General features: G+C 65.0%; 18 protein-coding genes. 13 read left to right on the top strand and 5 right to left on the bottom strand.

The window, feature by feature from the left end; translation table 11 throughout:
• The first annotated feature begins 46 nt into the window (after positions 1-46).
• On the top strand, positions 47-400 hold the full coding sequence (locus V6M50_RS01705) for a hypothetical protein (RefSeq protein WP_332816804.1): 354 nt from the start codon (positions 47-49) through the stop codon (positions 398-400).
• 396 nt (positions 401-796) lie between these two features.
• On the top strand, positions 797-1861 hold the full coding sequence (locus tag V6M50_RS01700; protein WP_332816803.1) for a class I SAM-dependent methyltransferase: 1065 nt from the start codon (positions 797-799) through the stop codon (positions 1859-1861).
• A gap of 1 nt (position 1862) precedes the next feature.
• Here the strand turns inward: V6M50_RS01700 and obgE are convergent, their stop codons facing one another.
• Complete coding sequence (gene obgE, locus V6M50_RS01695) at positions 1863-2912, bottom strand: GTPase ObgE (protein ID WP_332816802.1); 1050 nt, start codon at positions 2910-2912, stop codon at positions 1863-1865.
• A gap of 174 nt (positions 2913-3086) precedes the next feature.
• A complete protein-coding gene (locus V6M50_RS01690) occupies positions 3087-3695 on the bottom strand; it encodes a TetR/AcrR family transcriptional regulator (RefSeq protein WP_332816801.1) in 609 nt (202 codons plus the stop codon).
• Positions 3696-3753: 58 nt separating this feature from the next.
• On the opposite strand from V6M50_RS01690, the gene V6M50_RS01685 reads away from it, so the two are divergent.
• The 3 genes from V6M50_RS01685 (at position 3754) to V6M50_RS01675 (ending at position 5913) form a co-directional block, all read left to right on the top strand.
• Positions 3754-4644, top strand: coding sequence for a metal-dependent hydrolase (locus V6M50_RS01685; RefSeq protein WP_332816800.1), 891 nt, complete (start codon positions 3754-3756; stop codon positions 4642-4644).
• Between the two features lie 146 nt (positions 4645-4790).
• Positions 4791-5351, top strand: coding sequence for a hypothetical protein (locus V6M50_RS01680; protein ID WP_332816799.1), 561 nt, complete (start codon positions 4791-4793; stop codon positions 5349-5351).
• A 31-nt stretch (positions 5352-5382) separates the two neighbouring features.
• Positions 5383-5913, top strand: coding sequence for a GNAT family N-acetyltransferase (locus V6M50_RS01675; protein ID WP_332816798.1), 531 nt, complete (start codon positions 5383-5385; stop codon positions 5911-5913).
• A gap of 105 nt (positions 5914-6018) precedes the next feature.
• Here the strand turns inward: V6M50_RS01675 and V6M50_RS01670 are convergent, their stop codons facing one another.
• Together V6M50_RS01670 and V6M50_RS01665 are read right to left on the bottom strand one after the other, a co-directional pair.
• Entirely contained in the window at positions 6019-6465 is a 447-nt protein-coding gene (locus V6M50_RS01670) for an NfeD family protein (RefSeq protein ID WP_332816797.1), read from the bottom strand.
• 1 nt (position 6466) lies between these two features.
• A complete protein-coding gene (locus V6M50_RS01665) occupies positions 6467-7387 on the bottom strand; it encodes an SPFH domain-containing protein (RefSeq protein WP_332816796.1) in 921 nt (306 codons plus the stop codon).
• Between the two features lie 81 nt (positions 7388-7468).
• Between V6M50_RS01665 and V6M50_RS01660 the strand changes: the two genes are divergently transcribed.
• Together V6M50_RS01660 and V6M50_RS01655 are read left to right on the top strand one after the other, a co-directional pair.
• Positions 7469-8278, top strand: coding sequence for an HpcH/HpaI aldolase/citrate lyase family protein (locus tag V6M50_RS01660; protein WP_332816795.1), 810 nt, complete (start codon positions 7469-7471; stop codon positions 8276-8278).
• A 79-nt stretch (positions 8279-8357) separates the two neighbouring features.
• On the top strand, positions 8358-9878 hold the full coding sequence (locus tag V6M50_RS01655; protein ID WP_332816794.1) for a M28 family peptidase: 1521 nt from the start codon (positions 8358-8360) through the stop codon (positions 9876-9878).
• Between the two features lie 31 nt (positions 9879-9909).
• Here V6M50_RS01655 and V6M50_RS01650 read toward each other — a convergent pair whose 3' ends face one another.
• Positions 9910-11283, bottom strand: coding sequence for a class II 3-deoxy-7-phosphoheptulonate synthase (locus V6M50_RS01650; RefSeq protein WP_332816793.1), 1374 nt, complete (start codon positions 11281-11283; stop codon positions 9910-9912).
• Positions 11284-11576: 293 nt separating this feature from the next.
• Between V6M50_RS01650 and V6M50_RS01645 the strand changes: the two genes are divergently transcribed.
• From V6M50_RS01645 to V6M50_RS01620, 6 genes are all read left to right on the top strand, one after another.
• Positions 11577-12218: a Crp/Fnr family transcriptional regulator gene (locus V6M50_RS01645; RefSeq protein WP_332816792.1), complete on the top strand. Its 642-nt coding sequence runs from the start codon at positions 11577-11579 to the stop codon at positions 12216-12218.
• A gap of 57 nt (positions 12219-12275) precedes the next feature.
• Positions 12276-12626 carry an ArsC family reductase gene (locus V6M50_RS01640; protein ID WP_332816791.1) on the top strand — a complete coding sequence of 117 codons (351 nt, stop codon included), beginning with the start codon at positions 12276-12278 and terminating at the stop codon, positions 12624-12626.
• Positions 12623-13711, top strand: coding sequence for a glycerophosphodiester phosphodiesterase (locus tag V6M50_RS01635; protein WP_332816790.1), 1089 nt, complete (start codon positions 12623-12625; stop codon positions 13709-13711). The genes V6M50_RS01640 and V6M50_RS01635 overlap by 4 nt, the downstream gene beginning before the upstream one ends.
• Entirely contained in the window at positions 13708-14649 is a 942-nt protein-coding gene (locus tag V6M50_RS01630) for an aldo/keto reductase (protein WP_332816789.1), read from the top strand. Before V6M50_RS01635 ends, V6M50_RS01630 begins: the two co-directional genes overlap by 4 nt.
• Before the next feature lie 86 nt (positions 14650-14735).
• Positions 14736-15599 carry a 3-methyl-2-oxobutanoate hydroxymethyltransferase gene (gene panB, locus V6M50_RS01625; RefSeq protein WP_332816788.1) on the top strand — a complete coding sequence of 288 codons (864 nt, stop codon included), beginning with the start codon at positions 14736-14738 and terminating at the stop codon, positions 15597-15599.
• A 106-nt stretch (positions 15600-15705) separates the two neighbouring features.
• Entirely contained in the window at positions 15706-16509 is an 804-nt protein-coding gene (locus V6M50_RS01620; protein WP_332816787.1) for a tetratricopeptide repeat protein, read from the top strand.
• The last annotated feature ends 1 nt before the right edge of the window (position 16510 follow it).

Genomic DNA, 16510 nt, shown 5'->3' with positions numbered 1-16510 from the left:
AACAACCATACAGAGGTGTATGGTTATGGTCTGGCAAAATATCGCCTTGACGCTGGCGGGTGTGGTGGGATCGGCGGTTGCGGTCTTTCACGGCATCCTCATGCAGCGGATGATGATCCGTCCTATTGAGCGCGCGCTCGCTGGCACGCCGACTTCTGCCGGCATCCGGCGTCTTGTTTCACCGCTTCTTCATCTCAGCACGATCGCCTGGCTTGCGGGCGGATTGGCGCTGATCGCGGTCGGCAGCGGATGGGCGCCGCCATTTCGGTTGCCCGTCGCGCTGGTCGTCGGCGCGTTTTATTTTCACGCAATGGTACTGAATTGCTGGGCGACGCGCGGCCGCCATCCCGGCTGGATGCTCATGGCCGCTGCGTTGCTGCTGATCCTGATCGGCGCGTGACGGCATCGGGACTGGCAGCGGAAATGCCTCAGCGACCCCCGCCGGACGTATAGCCAAGCGCCAGTCCCGCCGATGCTTGGCCATCAGGATTTCCTTGTTGTTCGGTGATAAAAGCGTCCGCGCGTCCCTTTCGTTCCTGAATGGGTGACCAGTCGGTCGTGTCTTCCCTTCGCCGTCTACCGTCTTGCGCTTTTCGGGGTCGATGATCTCGAGCAGCTTGTCGAGTATCGGGCCAACACCCACACCGCTCCCCTCCTCGTCACCCCGGATCAAGGCCGCGGTGACGCATAGCGGTGCCTGCCGTCCGTGATATTCGGCGCCGCTTGTGATAGGCTCGCACCACCATCGAGCCTTCTGGAGAGTCGCTGACCACATTACCTTGATCCGGGGAGAAAAATGATGGCGCCCGTAATCGATGAAGCAAAGCTGCACGCTTTCGTCGGGAAGATGCTTGGCGATCTGGGCGGCGCGATGAGCGTGCCGACCGTGCGCCTGGGGTTCCGGCTGGGATTGTTCGACGCCTTGGCTGAAGCGCCCGCGAACGCCGCCGAACTGGCCGCGCGGGCGGGCGATCTGCATGAGCGATATGTTCGCGAATGGGCGCTGGCGCAGACGGCCGGCGGATATGTCGACTATGATCCGGTCACCGAGCGGTTCAGCCTGTCGCCCGAACAGGCGATGATATTCGTGAACCGCGACAGCCCGGTCTATCTTGCCGGCGCGTTCGAACTGGTCGCCGCGATGATCGAGGCCGAACCCAAGGTCGAGGAATGTTTCCGCCGCGGCACCGGGGTGCGGTGGGGCGATCATGCCGGCTGCTTGTTCTGCGCGACGGGGGCCTTTTTCCGCCCCGGCTATGTCAACAATATCGTCCAGGCGTGGATACCGGCGCTCGACGGCGTGGAGGACAGGCTACGGCGCGGGGCAAGGGTCGCCGACGTCGGCTGCGGCGTCGGCTTTTCGACCTTGTTGATGGCCGACGCCTATCCCGAGAGCCGGTTCGTCGGTTTCGATTTCCACGCCCCGTCGATCGAGGAGGCGCGGCGCCACGCGGCGGATCATGGCTATGGCGACCGTGTCCGCTTCGAAGTGGCGACGGCCAAGGAAATCGAAGAGGAGGAATTCGACCTCGTCACCATGTACGACTGCCTGCACGACATGGGCGATCCGCGCGGCTGCGCCGCCCATATGCGGCGGATATTGGCGAAGGACGGCACCTGGATGATCGTCGAGCCGATCGCGGGCAACGCGCCCGCCGACAATATGAACCCGGTCGGGCGGCTCTATTATAACGCGTCGACGATGATCTGCGTGCCGACGTCGCTCGATCAGGAGATTGGCGAAGCGTTGGGCGCACAGGCGGGCGAGGACAGGCTGGCGCGCATCGTTCGCGAAGGCGGCTTCGAAATCGTGCGGCGTGCGACCGAAGGACCGTTCAACATGGTGCTGGAAGCGCGCTGAGTTAGATCGGCGACCAGTCGGCCGTGTCTTCGCCTTCGCCGCCGTCCACCGTCTTGCGCTTTTCGGGGCCGATGATCTCGAGCAGCTTGTCGAGCACCGCGGGCACGCCCGCCCCGCTCGCGCCCGACAGCGCCATCACCGGATGCCCGCTTTCTTCGGCAAGCTCCGCCGACAGCGCCGCGACCAGCTCGTCGTCGAGGGTGTCGATCTTGTTCAGCGCGACGATCACCGGCTTGTCGGTCAGGTCGGCGCCATAGGCTTCGAGTTCGTCGCGCACGATGCGATAGCTGGTTGCGACATCCTCGTCGTTCGCGTCGACCAGATGCAGCAGCACGCGGCAGCGTTCGATATGGCCGAGGAAGCGGTCGCCGACTCCGGCTCCGTCCGCCGCGCCCTCGATCAGGCCCGGAATGTCGGCGACGACAAATTCATGCCCCTTGTGGCTGACGACGCCGAGCTGCGGGCGCAGCGTCGTGAAGGCATAGGCGCCGACCTTCGCCTGTGCGTTGGTCACGCCGTTGATGAAGGTCGACTTGCCCGCATTGGGCAGACCGACGAGGCCGGCATCGGCGAGCAGCTTCAGCCGCAGCCAAACCCACATTTCCTCGCCCGGCCAGCCCGGACCGTGCTGGCGCGGTGCGCGGTTGGTCGACGTCTTGTAGGACGCATTGCCGCGCCCGCCGTCGCCGCCGCGCAGGAAGACAAGCTGTTCGCCTTCCTTGGTCAGGTCGGCGAGCAGGCTGCGGTCCTCGTCGTCGCCCAGGATCTGCGTGCCGATCGGGACCTGGATCACCAGATCGGGGCCGCCCGCGCCGGTGCGGTCGCGCCCCGCGCCGGGGGTGCCGCGCTTCGCCTTGAAGTGTTGGGTGTAGCGAAAGTCGATCAGCGTGTTGAGGCCCGCGACCGCTTCGAAAATGACGTCGCCGCCCTTGCCGCCGTTGCCGCCGTCGGGGCCGCCATATTCGACATATTTTTCGCGCCGGAAGCTGACGGCGCCGGGGCCGCCGTCACCGGATTTGATATAAATCTTGGCTTGGTCGAGGAAATGCATGGCGGGGCCTTTTGGGGCGAAAGCGGGAGACTAAACGTTCAATCCCGTTCGTGTCGAGCGAAGTCGAGACACCCGTCGGGGCCTACGACCGAGGGGCATCTCGACTTCGCTCGATGCGAACGGAAAGTGGGGATTGGCGCGGCCCTAGCGTGCACGACGCAAAATTACCAGCCTTTAGGCTTGCGGCTTCCCGCCATGCTCGGCCCAGAAGTTCGCGATCCGCCCGGTGATGAGTTCGGTCGCCAGCACCCGCGAGGTATCGCGCGGCAGGTCGAGCGCCTCGGCCATCGGGCCGCCGAGCTGCGCATCGCCGAGCGCCATCAGTACCAGCGCAAGCGTATCCTCGTGCATCAGCCGTTTTTCGTGCGCGTCGGGCGACATGCCGTCGATCAGCTTGTGGATCGCGTCGACGATCGGGTCGAGCGCGTCGTCGTTGCCCGTCGCCGCCATCCACGTCGCGAGCGCGCCGGCGCCACCCTCATTGAAGGCGTCGAAGGCGAGGTCGACGATCTCGCGCACATTGCGTTCGCCCGGCGGCGATTCGGCCATCTTTTTGCCGATCGTCGCGCACACGGTTTCGGCCTGATAGGCGGCGAGCGCCTTTTGCAGCCCCGCGGCGCTGCCGAAATGGTGGAGTAGATTGGCGTGGGTGCGGTCGATACGCGCCGCAACGGCCTTTAGCGTCACCGCCGCCGGGCCCATTTCGATCAGGATATGGCGCGCGGCCTCGAGTGCTGCCGAGCGGCTTTCCTCGGGACTCAGGCGCTTCTTCGCTATTGACATATGTGTAAGTAAACCCTATTTTCGACCCCGACATCCCCTTTTCGACGGTATGAGCCATATGTCCAGCCTTTCCCATGTCCCGACCCCGCAGGATCTGTCGATCACGCCGCGCGACATGCGTTTCGGCCGCGACGACAAACAGGGCCGCTGGTGGCTGAACGGTGATCCGATCGCCTCGGCTTTCCACACCGCGCTGTCGGTCACCTTTCCGCGCGGCGAGGCGATGTTTATCGAGGCGGTAAAGGCGCATCGCGACGGCGTCGACGAGAAGCTGGGGCGTGAAATCCGCGCCTTCACCCAGCAGGAAGTCATCCACAGCCGCGAGCATGTCGTCTTCAACAAGAAGGCGGCAGAGGCGGGTTACGACCTGTCGGAACTCGAAGCCGATGTGAACCACGTCCTCGACCAGATCAAATCGCGCCCGCAGATCGTCAACCTGATGGCGACGATCGCGCTCGAACATTATACCGCGATGATGGCGGCGACGATGCTGCGCGACGACCGCATGTACGCCGGCGCCGAGCCCGAATGGGCGGCCTTGTGGAAATGGCACGCGATCGAGGAAATCGAGCATAAGGGCGTCGCCTACGACACCTGGCTGCACGCGACGAAGGACTGGAGCCGCCTCCGCCGGTGGCGCACCAAGTCGCTGATGATGCTGCTCGTCACCTCGCGTTTCTGGCCGCGCCGGGTGAAGGGGATGAAGGCGCTGCTCCGCCAGGACGGCTTGGCCGGCTGGCGCGTCACGGCGCGCATCTGGTGGTATCTGCTAGGCAAGCCGGGTATCCTCCGCCGCAGCTTCGTGCCCTGGCTCAGCTATTTCATGCCAGGGTTCCACCCGTGGAATCACGACGATCGCGCGCTGATCAAGAAATATGAAAGCGACTATGCCGCCGCAATCATGCCGGCGCACTCGTCGGCGCCGCGCGAAGAATTGGCGGCCGCCTGATCGTCCTTCTCCGCGGTTGCGGGGGTCCAGAGCAGTTCTCTCTCCCTGTCTCTGGGCCCCCTCATCCGCGGAGAAATTTTCATGGCCGGTGAAGCCGGCTGGACGCGGCGCCCCCGGTCCCATACCCTCGATGGGTGGAGGGGACCATGCAGCCACATATGACCGCGGCGGAGATCACGCAGTTCGAACTGCAACTGGCGGGGCTCGCCTCATTGCTCGAGTTCGGCTGCGGCGGCAGCACGCTGGTTGCGGCGCGGCAGGTTCGCCGGATCGTCAGCGTCGACAGCGATCCCGCCTGGCTGGGCAAGGTCCAGGCCGATGTTGCGCACGAAGTCGTTGAATTCACTCCCTTTCACGCCGACATCGGGCCGGTGGGCGAGTGGGGTTATCCCGCCGACGAAAGCCGGATCCGCGACTGGCCGCGCTATCACACCCAAATCTGGCGGAACCTCAATGGCAGCCCCGATGCGGTGCTGATCGACGGGCGCTTTCGTGTCGCGTGCCTGTTGCAGTCGATCATCCACTGCAAGCCCGAGTGCATCTTCCTGTTTCACGATTTCCGCGACCGGCCGCAATATCATGTGGTGCTGAAACATGTCGACGTGCTGACGCGCGTCGACACGCTCGCGGTGCTGCGCGCCAAGGGGCAAGTCGACGGCAAGGCGGTGCTGCACGACCTGTTCGACCATTATCTGATCCCCGATTGACCGTTTGGGTCAGCTTCGGCACACCCGCGCGATGTTTACAGCGCCTCCCGTCATCGAGACCCGCCGCCTGCGCCTGCGTCCGCAACGCCTGTCCGACAAGGACGTCCATGTCGCGATGTGGGCCGACGAACGCGTCACCCGCTTCATCGGCGGCGAACCCCGCGCGCCCGACGTCAGCTGGGGCAAGTTTCTGAGTTCGGCCGGACTGTGGCCGGTCATGGGCTTCGGATATTGGGTGTTCGCCGATGGGGCGAGCGACGCGCTGATCGGGCAGGGCGGGCTCAGCTATTTTTGCCGCGGCATGCCCGAACTGGAAGGCGTGCCCGAAGCGGGCTGGGCGTTCGACGCCGACCATTGGGGCAGCGGGCTTGCAACCGAAGCGATGGGCGCGGTGCTGGGCTGGGCCGACGAAAACCTCAACGCCGCCGAGGTGCGCTGCATCATCGACCTTGGCAATGCGGCATCGGAACGCGTGTCGACCAAGCTCGGCTTTCGCCGCATTGGCGACAGCGACGCGCTGGGGCATGTTGTGGCGGTCTATTCTCGGCCGCGCGGGGGATAAAATATCGTCATTGCGAGCGGAGCGAAGCGATCCAGGACGGTTACCGCCAACTCTGGATTGCCGCGTCGCCTTCGGCTCCTCGCAATGACGAGGTTTGCGGGATGCCTAGGCCGGCTCCACCACCAGCACACCGCCGTCGGCACTGACGACGCGGACCTTGGTTCCCTCGGCCACGTCGGGGCCGCGCACCGGCCATTCGCCGTCGCCGACCCTGGCGCGGCCGCGGCCGTCCTCGATCGCCTTGGTCACCGTCAACACTTCGCCGATCAGGCGGCCGCCGCGCTGGTTGAGGTGCGGGTCGGTCGTGGTGATCGGGTTCGCCCTCAGCCAGCGGCGTGCGCCATAGAGCGCGACGAAGGACAGGACGGCGAAGATCGCGAGCTGCGCCGGGATGGCGATCGGCACGATCCACGCGATGATCCCGGTGACGATCGCTGCGGCGCCGAGCCAGATCAGGAAGAACCCCGGTGCGACGATCTCCGCCGCGGCGAGCAGGACACCGAGCGAGAGCCACGCCCAATGCGGTTCCATGTTGGTCAGCCAATCGGGCATGTCACGCTCCCGCCTTCCTTTCGAAGGCATCCTTGGCAAGTTCGCCGATGCCGCCGAGCGTGCCGATCAGCTGCGTCGCCTCGACCGGGAACAGGATCGTCTTGCTGTTCGGGCTGGTTGCGAACTGGCTCACGGCCTCGACATATTTTTGCGCGATGAAGTAATTGATCGCCTGTGCGTTGCCGCCGGCGATCGCGTCGGACACCATCTGCGTCGCTTTCGCTTCGGCCTCGGCTTCGCGTTCGCGCGCTTCGGCGTCGCGGAAGGCGGCTTCGCGGCGCCCCTCGGCCTGCAGGATCTGGCCCTGTTTCTCGCCCTCGGCGCGCAGGATTTCGGAAGCGCGCATGCCTTCGGCCTCGAGGATGTTGGCGCGCTTTTCGCGCTCGGCCTTCATCTGCCGCGCCATCGCGTTCGAAATGTCGGCGGGCGGGCGAATATCCTTGATCTCGACGCGGGTGATCTTGACCCCCCACGGTGTCGTCGCATCGTCGACGACATGCAGCAGGCGGGTGTTGATCTCGTCGCGCTTCGACAATGTTTCGTCGAGGTCCATCGACCCCATCACGGTTCTGAGGTTCGTCGTCGTCAGGTTCATGATCGCAAGGTAAAGGTCGCTGACTTCATAGGCGGCCTTCGCGGCATCGAGCACCTGGAAGAAGACGACGCCGTCGACGGCGACCATCGCATTGTCCTTGGTGATGATTTCCTGGCCCGGAATGTCGAGCACCTGCTCCATCATGTTCACCTTGCGGCCGACGCGGTCGAAGATCGGCATGATGAAATTGAGCCCCGGCTGCGCCGTATGCGTGAAGCGGCCGAAGCGTTCGATCGTATAGGCATAGCCCTGCCGCACCGGGGTCAGCGCCCAGAGCAGAAACACCAGGGCCAGGACGACCACCGCAGCAGCAAACCAGATATCCATCGCGCTTCCCCTCCGCAAATTGCGATCTGCAAGTCCGCTTCTTTATTGCGGCAATGGCAGGCTTGCGCCACAGAAAAGCGCATGACCCCAAGTGAATATGCCCCGCGCTCGCTGCTCTATGTCCCGGGATCGAACGCGCGCGCGCTTGAAAAGGCGGCGGGACTCGCCGCCGACATGCTGATTATCGACCTGGAGGATGCCGTGCCCGCGGACCGCAAGGCCGAAGCACGCGCGGCGATGCGCGCAGCGGTGGCGGCGGGCTTTCCGGGAAAGCGCGTCGCGGTGCGGATCAACGGCACGGGCAGCTCCGAGCAGGCGGCGGACATCGCAGCGCTCGCCGACCTGACGCTCGACGCCGTCGTCCTCCCCAAGGTTGACGCGCCGGGGGATCTTGGCCCGGCGCGCGGGCTGGGCATAGCCGTGCTGGCGATGATCGAGACGCCGGTGGCGATCTATGCCGCGCGCGACATCGCCGCCGATCCCGCCGTCGCCGGGCTGATCGCGGGGCTTAACGACTTGGCGCATGAACTGAAGCTTCCCGACGGGATGGATCGCGGTGCGATGGGCCATGCGATCCAGGCGATCGTGCTGGCCGCGCGCGCGGGCGGCGTCTGGGGGTTCGACGGCGTCTATAACGCGATCGACGATGCCGCGGGTTTTGTCGCCGAGGCGGCCGAAGGACGGCGGCTCGGTTTCGACGGCAAAACGCTGATCCATCCGTCGCAGGTCGATCCGTGCAACGCCGCTTTCGCCCCGTCGGCCCGCGAGATCGCCGCCGCCGAAGCGCTTGTCGCCGCGGCGACGGGCGGGGCACAGCGCCACGAAGGCCGGATGATCGAGGATATGCACGTCGCGGCGGCGCGGGCGCTGTTGGCGCGCGCGGGGCGCTAAGTCCCAACTCGTCGTTGCCGTTCGTCGTTCGACGAACGCGTATTGCCTGCCTGCGGCGATCATGCCATGCGGCGCTCCCATGCAAGCAATAAAGTTTCGCGCCGCCATCGCGGCCGTCGCCCTGGCCGCTTTCACCGGCGTCCCTGCCGCGACCATTCCCGCTTGGGCCAAGGGCGCCGACGCGCCGGTCACCGAGGCGCAGCTCGCCGGGCATATCAAGATACTCGCGAGCGACGCGTTCGAAGGCCGCGCTCCGGGAACCGAGGGCGAGGATCGCACCATCGTCTATATCGTCGGCGAATGGGCCAAGGCGGGCCTTGAAGCCGTGCCGGGCAGCACGACGCCCTGGCTGCAGCCGGTGCCGTTCGTCGAGAGTCAGACGGTCGGCGGGACAGCGAAATTCAAGGTCCACGGCCGCGATTTCGCGCTCGAGGATGACGGCATCATCCTGACCGGGCGCGACCCGTCGGTATCGCTGGCGGACCTGCCCGCGATCTTCGTCGGCTATGGTGTCGATGGCGCGGGCAAGGTCAACGCCGATGTCACGGACAAGCTCGCGATCATGCTGTTCGATAACGCACCCTTTGGCGAAAAACTGCCGCGTTATCGTGAGCGGCGGCAGATGCTGGCCGATGCCGGAGCGGCCGCCGTGCTGGTGATTGCAACCGACGCCGTGCCCTGGGCGCAGCTGCGCGAAAGTGCCGGCGGCAAGGCGGTGCGCCTCGCCAGCGCCAAGCCGGGCGCACCGGTCACTGGCTTCCTGTCGCTCGAGGCGGCCGATGCGTTGCTCAAAAAGGCGGGGCAGGATGGTGGCGCGCTGCGCGAGGCGGCGAAATCGCCCGACTATCGCGGTGCGGCGCTGCCCGTGACTGCGGACCTGGCAACACAATCGGCCATTCGCCCCTTCGCCAGCAACAATGTCATCGCGAAGCTTCCGGGCGCCAAGCCCGACGGCAAGGCGGTGCTGTTCCTCGGCCATTGGGACCATCTCGGCATCTGCGAGCCCGAGGGCGCTGCCGACCGCATCTGTAATGGCGCGGTCGACAATGCGAGCGGTATCGCAGTGCTGATCGAGGTGGCGAAGCGGCTGGGTTCGGGCCAGCGTCCCGACCGCGACGTCTATTTCCTCGCGACGACGGCCGAGGAAAAGGGCCTGCTCGGCGCCCATTATTTCGCCGATCATCCGGCGGTGCCGCTCGGCGACATTACCGTTGCGCTCAACATCGACACGATCGCGATTTCACCGCGCGGCACCCCGGTCGCGACGATCGGCCGCGGCAAGCCCGCTTATGATGCGGTCGTGCGCGAGGCCGCGACGAAGCTCGGCCGCAAGCTCGACGAGGATGGCGAGGCCGACGCGTTCATCCAGCGGCAGGACGGCTGGGCGCTGGGCGCGAAGGGCGTGACGTCGCTGATGGTCGGCGGGAGTTTTTCGGACATGCCGCTGCTCGAAGCCTTCCTCGGCAGCGATTATCACACCGCCGCCGACAATTTCTCCGACAAGATCCCGCTCGGCGGTGCAGCCGAGGATGCCGACCTGCATGTCGCGCTGGGCCGCGCGTTTGCTGACACCAAGCGGTGGCCGGGAACGGCAAATTAAATAGGGATTGTCCCTATTTAATTGATGCCGATCAGGCCGCCTGCTTCGCCCGCTCGTTCATTTCCTGATTGAGCATCTCTGCCAGCAGGAAAGCCAGTTCGAGCGACTGACCGGCGTTCAAACGCGGGTCGCAATGGGTGTGATAGCGGTCGGCCAGGTCCATCTGCGTCACGTCCATCGCGCCGCCGGTGCATTCGGTGACATTCTGGCCGGTCATTTCGATATGGATGCCGCCGCCGTGTGTGCCCTCGGCGCGGTGCACGGCAAAGAAGCCGCGCACTTCGGCGAGGATGCGTTCGAACGGGCGCGTCTTGTAGCCGTTGGGCGTCTTGATGACATTGCCGTGCATCGGGTCGCACGACCAGACGACGGGATGCCCCGATTCCTTCACCGCGCGCACCAGCTTGGGCAGATGCGCTTCGATCTTGTCATGGCCATAGCGCGTGATCAGCGTCATCCGGCCCGCGACATGCTTCGGATTGAGCGTGTCGAGCAGGCGCAGCAGCACGTCGGGTTCGAGGCTCGGGCCGCACTTCATGCCGACCGGATTGCCGATCCCGCGCAGATATTCGATATGCGCCGACCCTTCGAACCGCGTGCGGTCGCCGACCCACAGGAAGTGGCCCGAGGTGTCGTACCAGCCGCCGGTCAGGCTGTCCTGCCGCGTCAGCGCCTGCTCATAAGGAAGCAGCAGCGCTTCGTGGCTGGTGTAGAAGCTGGTGCCCTTGATCTGCGGCACCGTCTCGGGCGTCACGCCGCACGCTTCCATGAAGGCCAAGGCTTCGGAAATGCGCGCGGCGGTTTCCTGATATTTCTTGGCCCACGGGCTGCGGTCCATGAAATCATGCGTCCAGGCGTTGACCTGGTGCAAATTGGCATAACCGCCGCCGGCAAAGGCGCGCAGCAGATTGAGCGTCGCCGCCGACTGATTATACGCCTTGACCATGCGCTGCGGGTCGGGCTCGCGGCCCACCGCCTCGAACGCGATGTCGTTGATGATGTCGCCGCGATAGCTCGGCAGCGACACGCCATCGACGTCTTCCATGTCGGCCGAACGCGGCTTGGCGAACTGGCCCGCCATACGGCCGAGCTTCACCACCGGCATTTTCGAGGCGAAGGTCAGGACGACCGCCATCTGGAGCAGGACGCGGAAGGTGTCGCGGATGTTGTTCGGATGAAATTCGGCAAAGCTTTCGGCGCAATCGCCGCCCTGGAGCAGAAACGCCTTGCCTTCTGCCACACGGCCGAGGTCATTCGTCAGGTCGCGCGCCTCGCCGGCAAACACGAGTGGCGGATAATTGCTGAGCTCGCGCTCCGCCGCCGCGAGAGCATCGGCGTCGCGATAGGTGGGAAGCTGGCGGGCCTCGTGCGAACGCCAGCTATGCGGTTGCCAATTTTTCGTCATCTGCCTGTTCTTTTCGCGTTCGAATCCGTGTGCCCCATGGCGCGAATGCCGGCCGGACGCAATGCGCCCGGCACAGGCGAACGCGAAAATTAGCATTATCGTGACATTTGCGCACCTATGCTTTTCTTGGCGGCCCAGAACTGATAGTTTGTTACACGCTTTGGAAAGGCGATCGGGGGCGCAGCCAAGGCATTTGGCTATCGATAACGTTATACACCTGTGACCTGACTTCGGGTCTCGACGCGAAGCGATTGGCTATGGCGAATTTCGATTCCGCATGGTTTGTATACGGGGTGCTGTTGTCGCTGTTGGCGACAAGCTTTGTCGTCCGTATCGATTATGTCCGCATCGGCCTCGCGGTGGCGGCGCTGGTGGCCCTGCCGCTCGTCTTCTTTCGCGAGCCCGATGTGGGTTATGGCATGCTGGTGCTGGCGATCCTGGTGGTCAACATCGGCATCCTGGCCCGGTTGTGGCTGCGCGATGGCAAGGTTCGATTTTCGGGCGAAGAGGAGGAATTGCGCCGCCAGCATTTCGCCGGGTTGAGTCCGGCGGCGGCGCGCGGTTTGATCGATCAGGGGCACTGGATTTCGGCGCGGCGCGGCGAGGTTTTGATCCGCGAGAATCAGGCGGCGCCCAGCCTTTTCTATCTTGCCGAAGGGCAGGCGGCGATCCATTGCGACGGCGCCGAGGTCGGGAAATTGTCCGATGGAGCATTGATCGGCGAAGCGACGGTTCTCGACGGCGCCCATGCCACCGGAACGGTGCTGCTCGGCAGCAATGCGCGGCTGTGGTTCGTGCCCGCCGCGGCGTTGCGCGCCTATCTTGCCGCCAATCCCGGCATCGCCGGCGCACTCCACGAAGGCTTTGCACGCGCGCTGCGTGGCAAATTGGCGAGCGCGAACACGCGGATCGCCGACCGCCTGCCCATAACATGAGGGCATAGCTATTCTCACGCCTCGAATATGTAATTGCCCAATGCTAAGCTGGAGCTCATGACGCTGATTCTCTATGGCATTTCGAACTGCGACACGGTGAAGAAGGCGCGGCGCTGGCTCGACGAGCAGGGTGTCGCGTACCGCTTCCACGATGTGCGCAAGGATGGTCTCGACGCCGCGCGGCTCCAGCAGTGGATCGACGCGCTCGGCTGGGAAAAATTGCTCAACAGGGCCGGAACGACCTTTCGCAAGCTGCCCGATGCGCAGAAGGAGGGGCTCGATGTCGCCTCGGCAAAGGCGCTGATGCTGGAGCAGCCGGCGATGATCCGCCGCCCGGTGGTCGAAGCCGCGGACGGGATCAGCGTCGGCTTTTCGGCCGGCGACTGGCAGGCGCGTTTTGCGGGATGATCCGATGGCCCCTGGCCCTGCTGGCCCTCATGCTGTCCGCCGGCTGCACGGCTGACGATGTGACCGCGCAGCCGACCTTGGGCGGCGCGCCGCCGATCGTCATTGCGCACCGCGGCGCGTCGGGCGAGCGCCCCGAACATACGATCGCCGGCTACCAGCTCGCGATCGACCTTGGTGCCGACTATATCGAACCCGATCTGGTGCTGACCAAGGATGGCGTGCTCGTCGCGCGGCACGAGAACGAGATTTCGGAGACGACCGACGTCGCCGACCATCCCGAGTTCGCCGGCCGCAAGGCGACGAAGACGATCGACGGCGCGGAGGTGACGGGCTGGTTCACCGAAGATTTCACGCTTGCCGAACTCAAGACGCTGCGCGCGCGCGAACGGCTGCCGAAGCTGCGCAGCACCGACTATGACGGCCAGTTCGAAATCCCGACCTTCGAGGAAATATTGGCCCTGCTGGCCGACGTAAACGCCAAAAGAAACGGGGAGCGGAAGAAACCCGTCGGCGTCTATCCCGAAACCAAGCACCCCGGCTATTTCATCTCGATCGGCCTGCCGCACGAGGCGCCGCTGCTCGCAATGCTAGGTCGCTTCGGCTATCGCGGCCGCACCGCGCCGGTGTTCATCCAGAGCTTCGAGGTCAGGAATCTGATGGACCTCAGGGCGAAGAGCAATCTGCCGTTGATCCAGTTGATGGATGCCGAGGGCGGACCCGCCGACATGCCGGGCACCAGCTATGCCGCCATGACGTCGCCGATGGGGCTGAAGGCGATTGCCGCCTATGCCGACGGTATCGGTCCGAACAAGGCGATGGTGATCCCGCGCGGGGCGCTCGGACGGCTGGGCGACCCGACGAACCTCGTGCGCGATGCGCATGCCGCGGGGCTGAAGGTCCATCCCTGGACCTTCCGCCGCGAAAATTATTTCCTCCCGCTCGACGACAAGAGCGGGCTCAATCCGGCCGGGCACGGCGACCTCGCGGCGGAAATCGACGCTTATCTCAAAACCGGTATCGACGGCCTGTTCAGTGACAATCCGCGCGAAGCGGTGGCGACCGTGAAGAAGAGAATTTCCCGATGACCGATATTGCGCTGGGTAAAAGCGGGCTTTCGACCCCGCCGCTGGTGCTCGGCGGGAATGTCTTCGGCTGGACGGCGGACCGGGCGGGCAGTTTTGCCGTCCTCGACCGCTTCGCCGAAGGCGGCGGTCGGATGATCGATACCGCCGACGTCTATTCGGCGTGGGCCGAGGGGCATAAGGGCGGCGAATCCGAAACCGTGATCGGCGAATGGCTGAAGACCAGCGGCGCGCGCGGCCAGATGTTGATCGCGACCAAGGTCGGCATGCTGCCGGGCGAGGGCGGCAAGGGGCTGCAGCCCGACCGCATCCGCGCGGCCGCCGACGCGTCGCTGGGTCGGCTGGGGGTCGATACGATCGACCTTTATTTCGCGCACAAGGACGATCCCGACGTTCCGCTGGCCGAAGTGCTCGGTGCATTTGGCGAGCTGATCGACGCGGGCAAGATACGCGCGCTGGGCGCATCCAACTATAGCGCCGAGCGGCTCGCCGAGGCGCTGCGTATCGCCGATGAAAAGGGTCTGCCGCGCTTCACGGTGATGCAGCCCGAACTCAATCTGCTCGACCGCGACCAATTTGAAGGCGCGCTGCAACGGCTTTGCATCGCCGAAAATATCGGGGTGGTCCCTTATTACAGCCTCGCCTCGGGCTATCTGTCGGGCAAATATCGCGGCGCCGACGACCTTCGAAAGAGCCCGCGCGGGTTCAAGGCGAAGACTTATATGGAGAGGCGTGGCCCTGCGGTGTTGGCGGTCATGGACCGCATCGCCGCCGAAACCGGCGCCACCCTGTCGCAGATCGCGCTCGCCTGGGTCGCGCAGCAGCCGGGCGTGACCGCCCCGATCGCCAGCGCGACGACGGTGGATCAGCTGGGCGAGCTGCTTGGCAGCATGGACCTGGCGCTGAGCGCGGAGCATCTTGCGATGTTGAGCGCGGCGTAAGCACGCTGCTTCCCACACTCGCTGCGCCGCAACGATAAGCCTTTGCCGCTTTCGCCTGGCCGTTTTAGCGGCTAAACCCCCGCGCCATGTCCACACTCCCAAAAACGCTCACCTTCGACACGTCGACCAGCCGCGCCAACCCGACGCCGCAGCCGATGAAACGCCTCACCGTTCCGCGCATTCGCCAGCGCAAGGGCGGCGAACCGCTGGTGATGCTGACCGCCTACACCGTCCGGATGGCGCAGCTGCTTGACCCGCATTGCGACATGCTGCTCGTCGGCGATTCGCTGGGGCAGGTGATCTATGGCCTGCCGCACACCGTCGGGGTGACGATGGAGATGATGGCGCTGCACGGCGCCGCGGTGGTGCGCGGCAGCTATCACGCCGCGGTTATCGTCGACATGCCCTTTGGCAGCTATGAAGCAAGCCCCGAACAGGCGTTCACCAACGCGGCCCGCCTGCTCAAGGAAACCGGCGCGGCGGCGGTGAAGCTCGAGGGCGGCCGTGCGCTCGCCCCGACGATCGAATTCCTGACCCAGCGCGGTATCCCGGTGATGGGCCATGTCGGGCTGACGCCGCAGGCGGTCAACATCCTCGGCGGCTATGGCGTGCGCGGCAAGAGCGAGGCGGAAGCCAAGGCGATCGTCGAGGATTCGGTCGCGGTGGCACAGGCCGGCGCCTTTTCGCTGGTCATCGAAGGCGTGCTTGAATCGATCGCGATCGAAGTGACGAACAAGGTCGCGTGCCCGACGATCGGCATCGGCGCCTCGGCGCAATGCGACGGCCAGGTGCTGGTCACCGAGGACATGCTGGGCATGTTCGAACGCGTCCCCAAATTCGTGAAACGCTATCAGGACATGGCCGGCGTCGTCGAAGGCGCGGTCAAGGAATATGCCGAGCAAGTCAGGTCCCGTTCATTCCCGACAGAAGATCAGATCTACGCTGGCTGAATATCGGGCGGCGTGGATCGGGGCCAAGTGAATCGCTTGGCCTTTTTCGGCGTCGTCGCTAAGGAAGCGGCCGGCCCAGAGCCATGAATGACAAATGGAGGTTTGATTGGCCCTGAGCCCGACGAACGATGCTGCGCTGTTGCAAGAGGTTGACGAGGCCGTCCGCAAGGATCGGCTCGATACGATCATGCAGCGCTATGGGCGCTGGATCATCGGCGGTGTCATCGCCGCGCTGCTGGCGTTCGGCGGCTATCTTTATTGGAGCCACCGGCAGGATATCGCGCGCGGCGAACAGGCTGAAGAACTGGTTGCGGCTTTCGAAAAGCTCAATGCCAACCAGCCGCGCGCCGCCACGGCCGATCTGGACAAGCTCGTCGCCGAGGGCGATCCCGCCTATCGCGCCGTCGCCCTGATGCAGCAAGCGAATATCAAGGCGCGGACCGGCGACCTCAAGGCCGCCGCGGCGTTGATGGCGAAAGTCGCCGCCGACACGAAGCTCGATCCGGCGCTGCGCGACCTCGCGCTGATCCGCCAGACCGCATTCGAATATGACACGCTGAAGCCCGAAATGGTGATCGCGCGCATGAAGCCCATGGTCGATGCGAAGGATCCGGCGTCGAGTTGGTTTGCCAGCGCCGCCGAACTGTCGGCGACCGCGCATTATCAGCTCGGTCAATATGACCAGGCGGGCGCGCTCTATGGCCGCATCGCCAAAACACCCGACGTCGCCAAGTCGCTCGAATCACGCTCGGTGCAGATGGCGGGCATGCTCGGCGTCGATGCGGTCGCAGACCGCGCGGCGGACAGCGCCGAAGCCGACAAGAAAGGCGCGACGCAAGGCGCCGCGGACCAGAAAGGCAATGTCGCGCCCAAGGCAGCGGCAGCCGCAAAAGTTGAGGAAACCCAATAAT

The organism is Sphingopyxis sp. (assembly GCF_036675685.1).
GTDB lineage: Bacteria > Pseudomonadota > Alphaproteobacteria > Sphingomonadales > Sphingomonadaceae > Sphingopyxis.
This window is presented reverse-complemented; position numbering and strand designations above follow the sequence as displayed.

What these genes read in the sequence shown, in the direction of transcription:
- V6M50_RS01700 (WP_332816803.1), top strand. Translation starts at nt 797, where the DNA reads ATGATGGCGCCCGTAATCGATGAAGCAAAGCTGCACGCTTTCGTCGGG.
- obgE (WP_332816802.1), bottom strand. Translation starts at nt 2,912, where the DNA reads ATGCATTTCCTCGACCAAGCCAAGATTTATATCAAATCCGGTGACGGC.
- V6M50_RS01690 (WP_332816801.1), bottom strand. Translation starts at nt 3,695, where the DNA reads ATGTCAATAGCGAAGAAGCGCCTGAGTCCCGAGGAAAGCCGCTCGGCA.
- V6M50_RS01685 (WP_332816800.1), top strand. Translation starts at nt 3,754, where the DNA reads ATGTCCAGCCTTTCCCATGTCCCGACCCCGCAGGATCTGTCGATCACG.
- V6M50_RS01680 (WP_332816799.1), top strand. Translation starts at nt 4,791, where the DNA reads ATGCAGCCACATATGACCGCGGCGGAGATCACGCAGTTCGAACTGCAA.
- V6M50_RS01675 (WP_332816798.1), top strand. Translation starts at nt 5,383, where the DNA reads ATGTTTACAGCGCCTCCCGTCATCGAGACCCGCCGCCTGCGCCTGCGT.
- V6M50_RS01670 (WP_332816797.1), bottom strand. Translation starts at nt 6,465, where the DNA reads ATGCCCGATTGGCTGACCAACATGGAACCGCATTGGGCGTGGCTCTCG.
- V6M50_RS01665 (WP_332816796.1), bottom strand. Translation starts at nt 7,387, where the DNA reads ATGGATATCTGGTTTGCTGCTGCGGTGGTCGTCCTGGCCCTGGTGTTT.
- V6M50_RS01660 (WP_332816795.1), top strand. Translation starts at nt 7,469, where the DNA reads ATGACCCCAAGTGAATATGCCCCGCGCTCGCTGCTCTATGTCCCGGGA.
- V6M50_RS01655 (WP_332816794.1), top strand. Translation starts at nt 8,358, where the DNA reads ATGCAAGCAATAAAGTTTCGCGCCGCCATCGCGGCCGTCGCCCTGGCC.
- V6M50_RS01650 (WP_332816793.1), bottom strand. Translation starts at nt 11,283, where the DNA reads ATGACGAAAAATTGGCAACCGCATAGCTGGCGTTCGCACGAGGCCCGC.
- V6M50_RS01640 (WP_332816791.1), top strand. Translation starts at nt 12,276, where the DNA reads ATGACGCTGATTCTCTATGGCATTTCGAACTGCGACACGGTGAAGAAG.
- V6M50_RS01635 (WP_332816790.1), top strand. Translation starts at nt 12,623, where the DNA reads ATGATCCGATGGCCCCTGGCCCTGCTGGCCCTCATGCTGTCCGCCGGC.
- V6M50_RS01630 (WP_332816789.1), top strand. Translation starts at nt 13,708, where the DNA reads ATGACCGATATTGCGCTGGGTAAAAGCGGGCTTTCGACCCCGCCGCTG.
- panB (WP_332816788.1), top strand. Translation starts at nt 14,736, where the DNA reads ATGTCCACACTCCCAAAAACGCTCACCTTCGACACGTCGACCAGCCGC.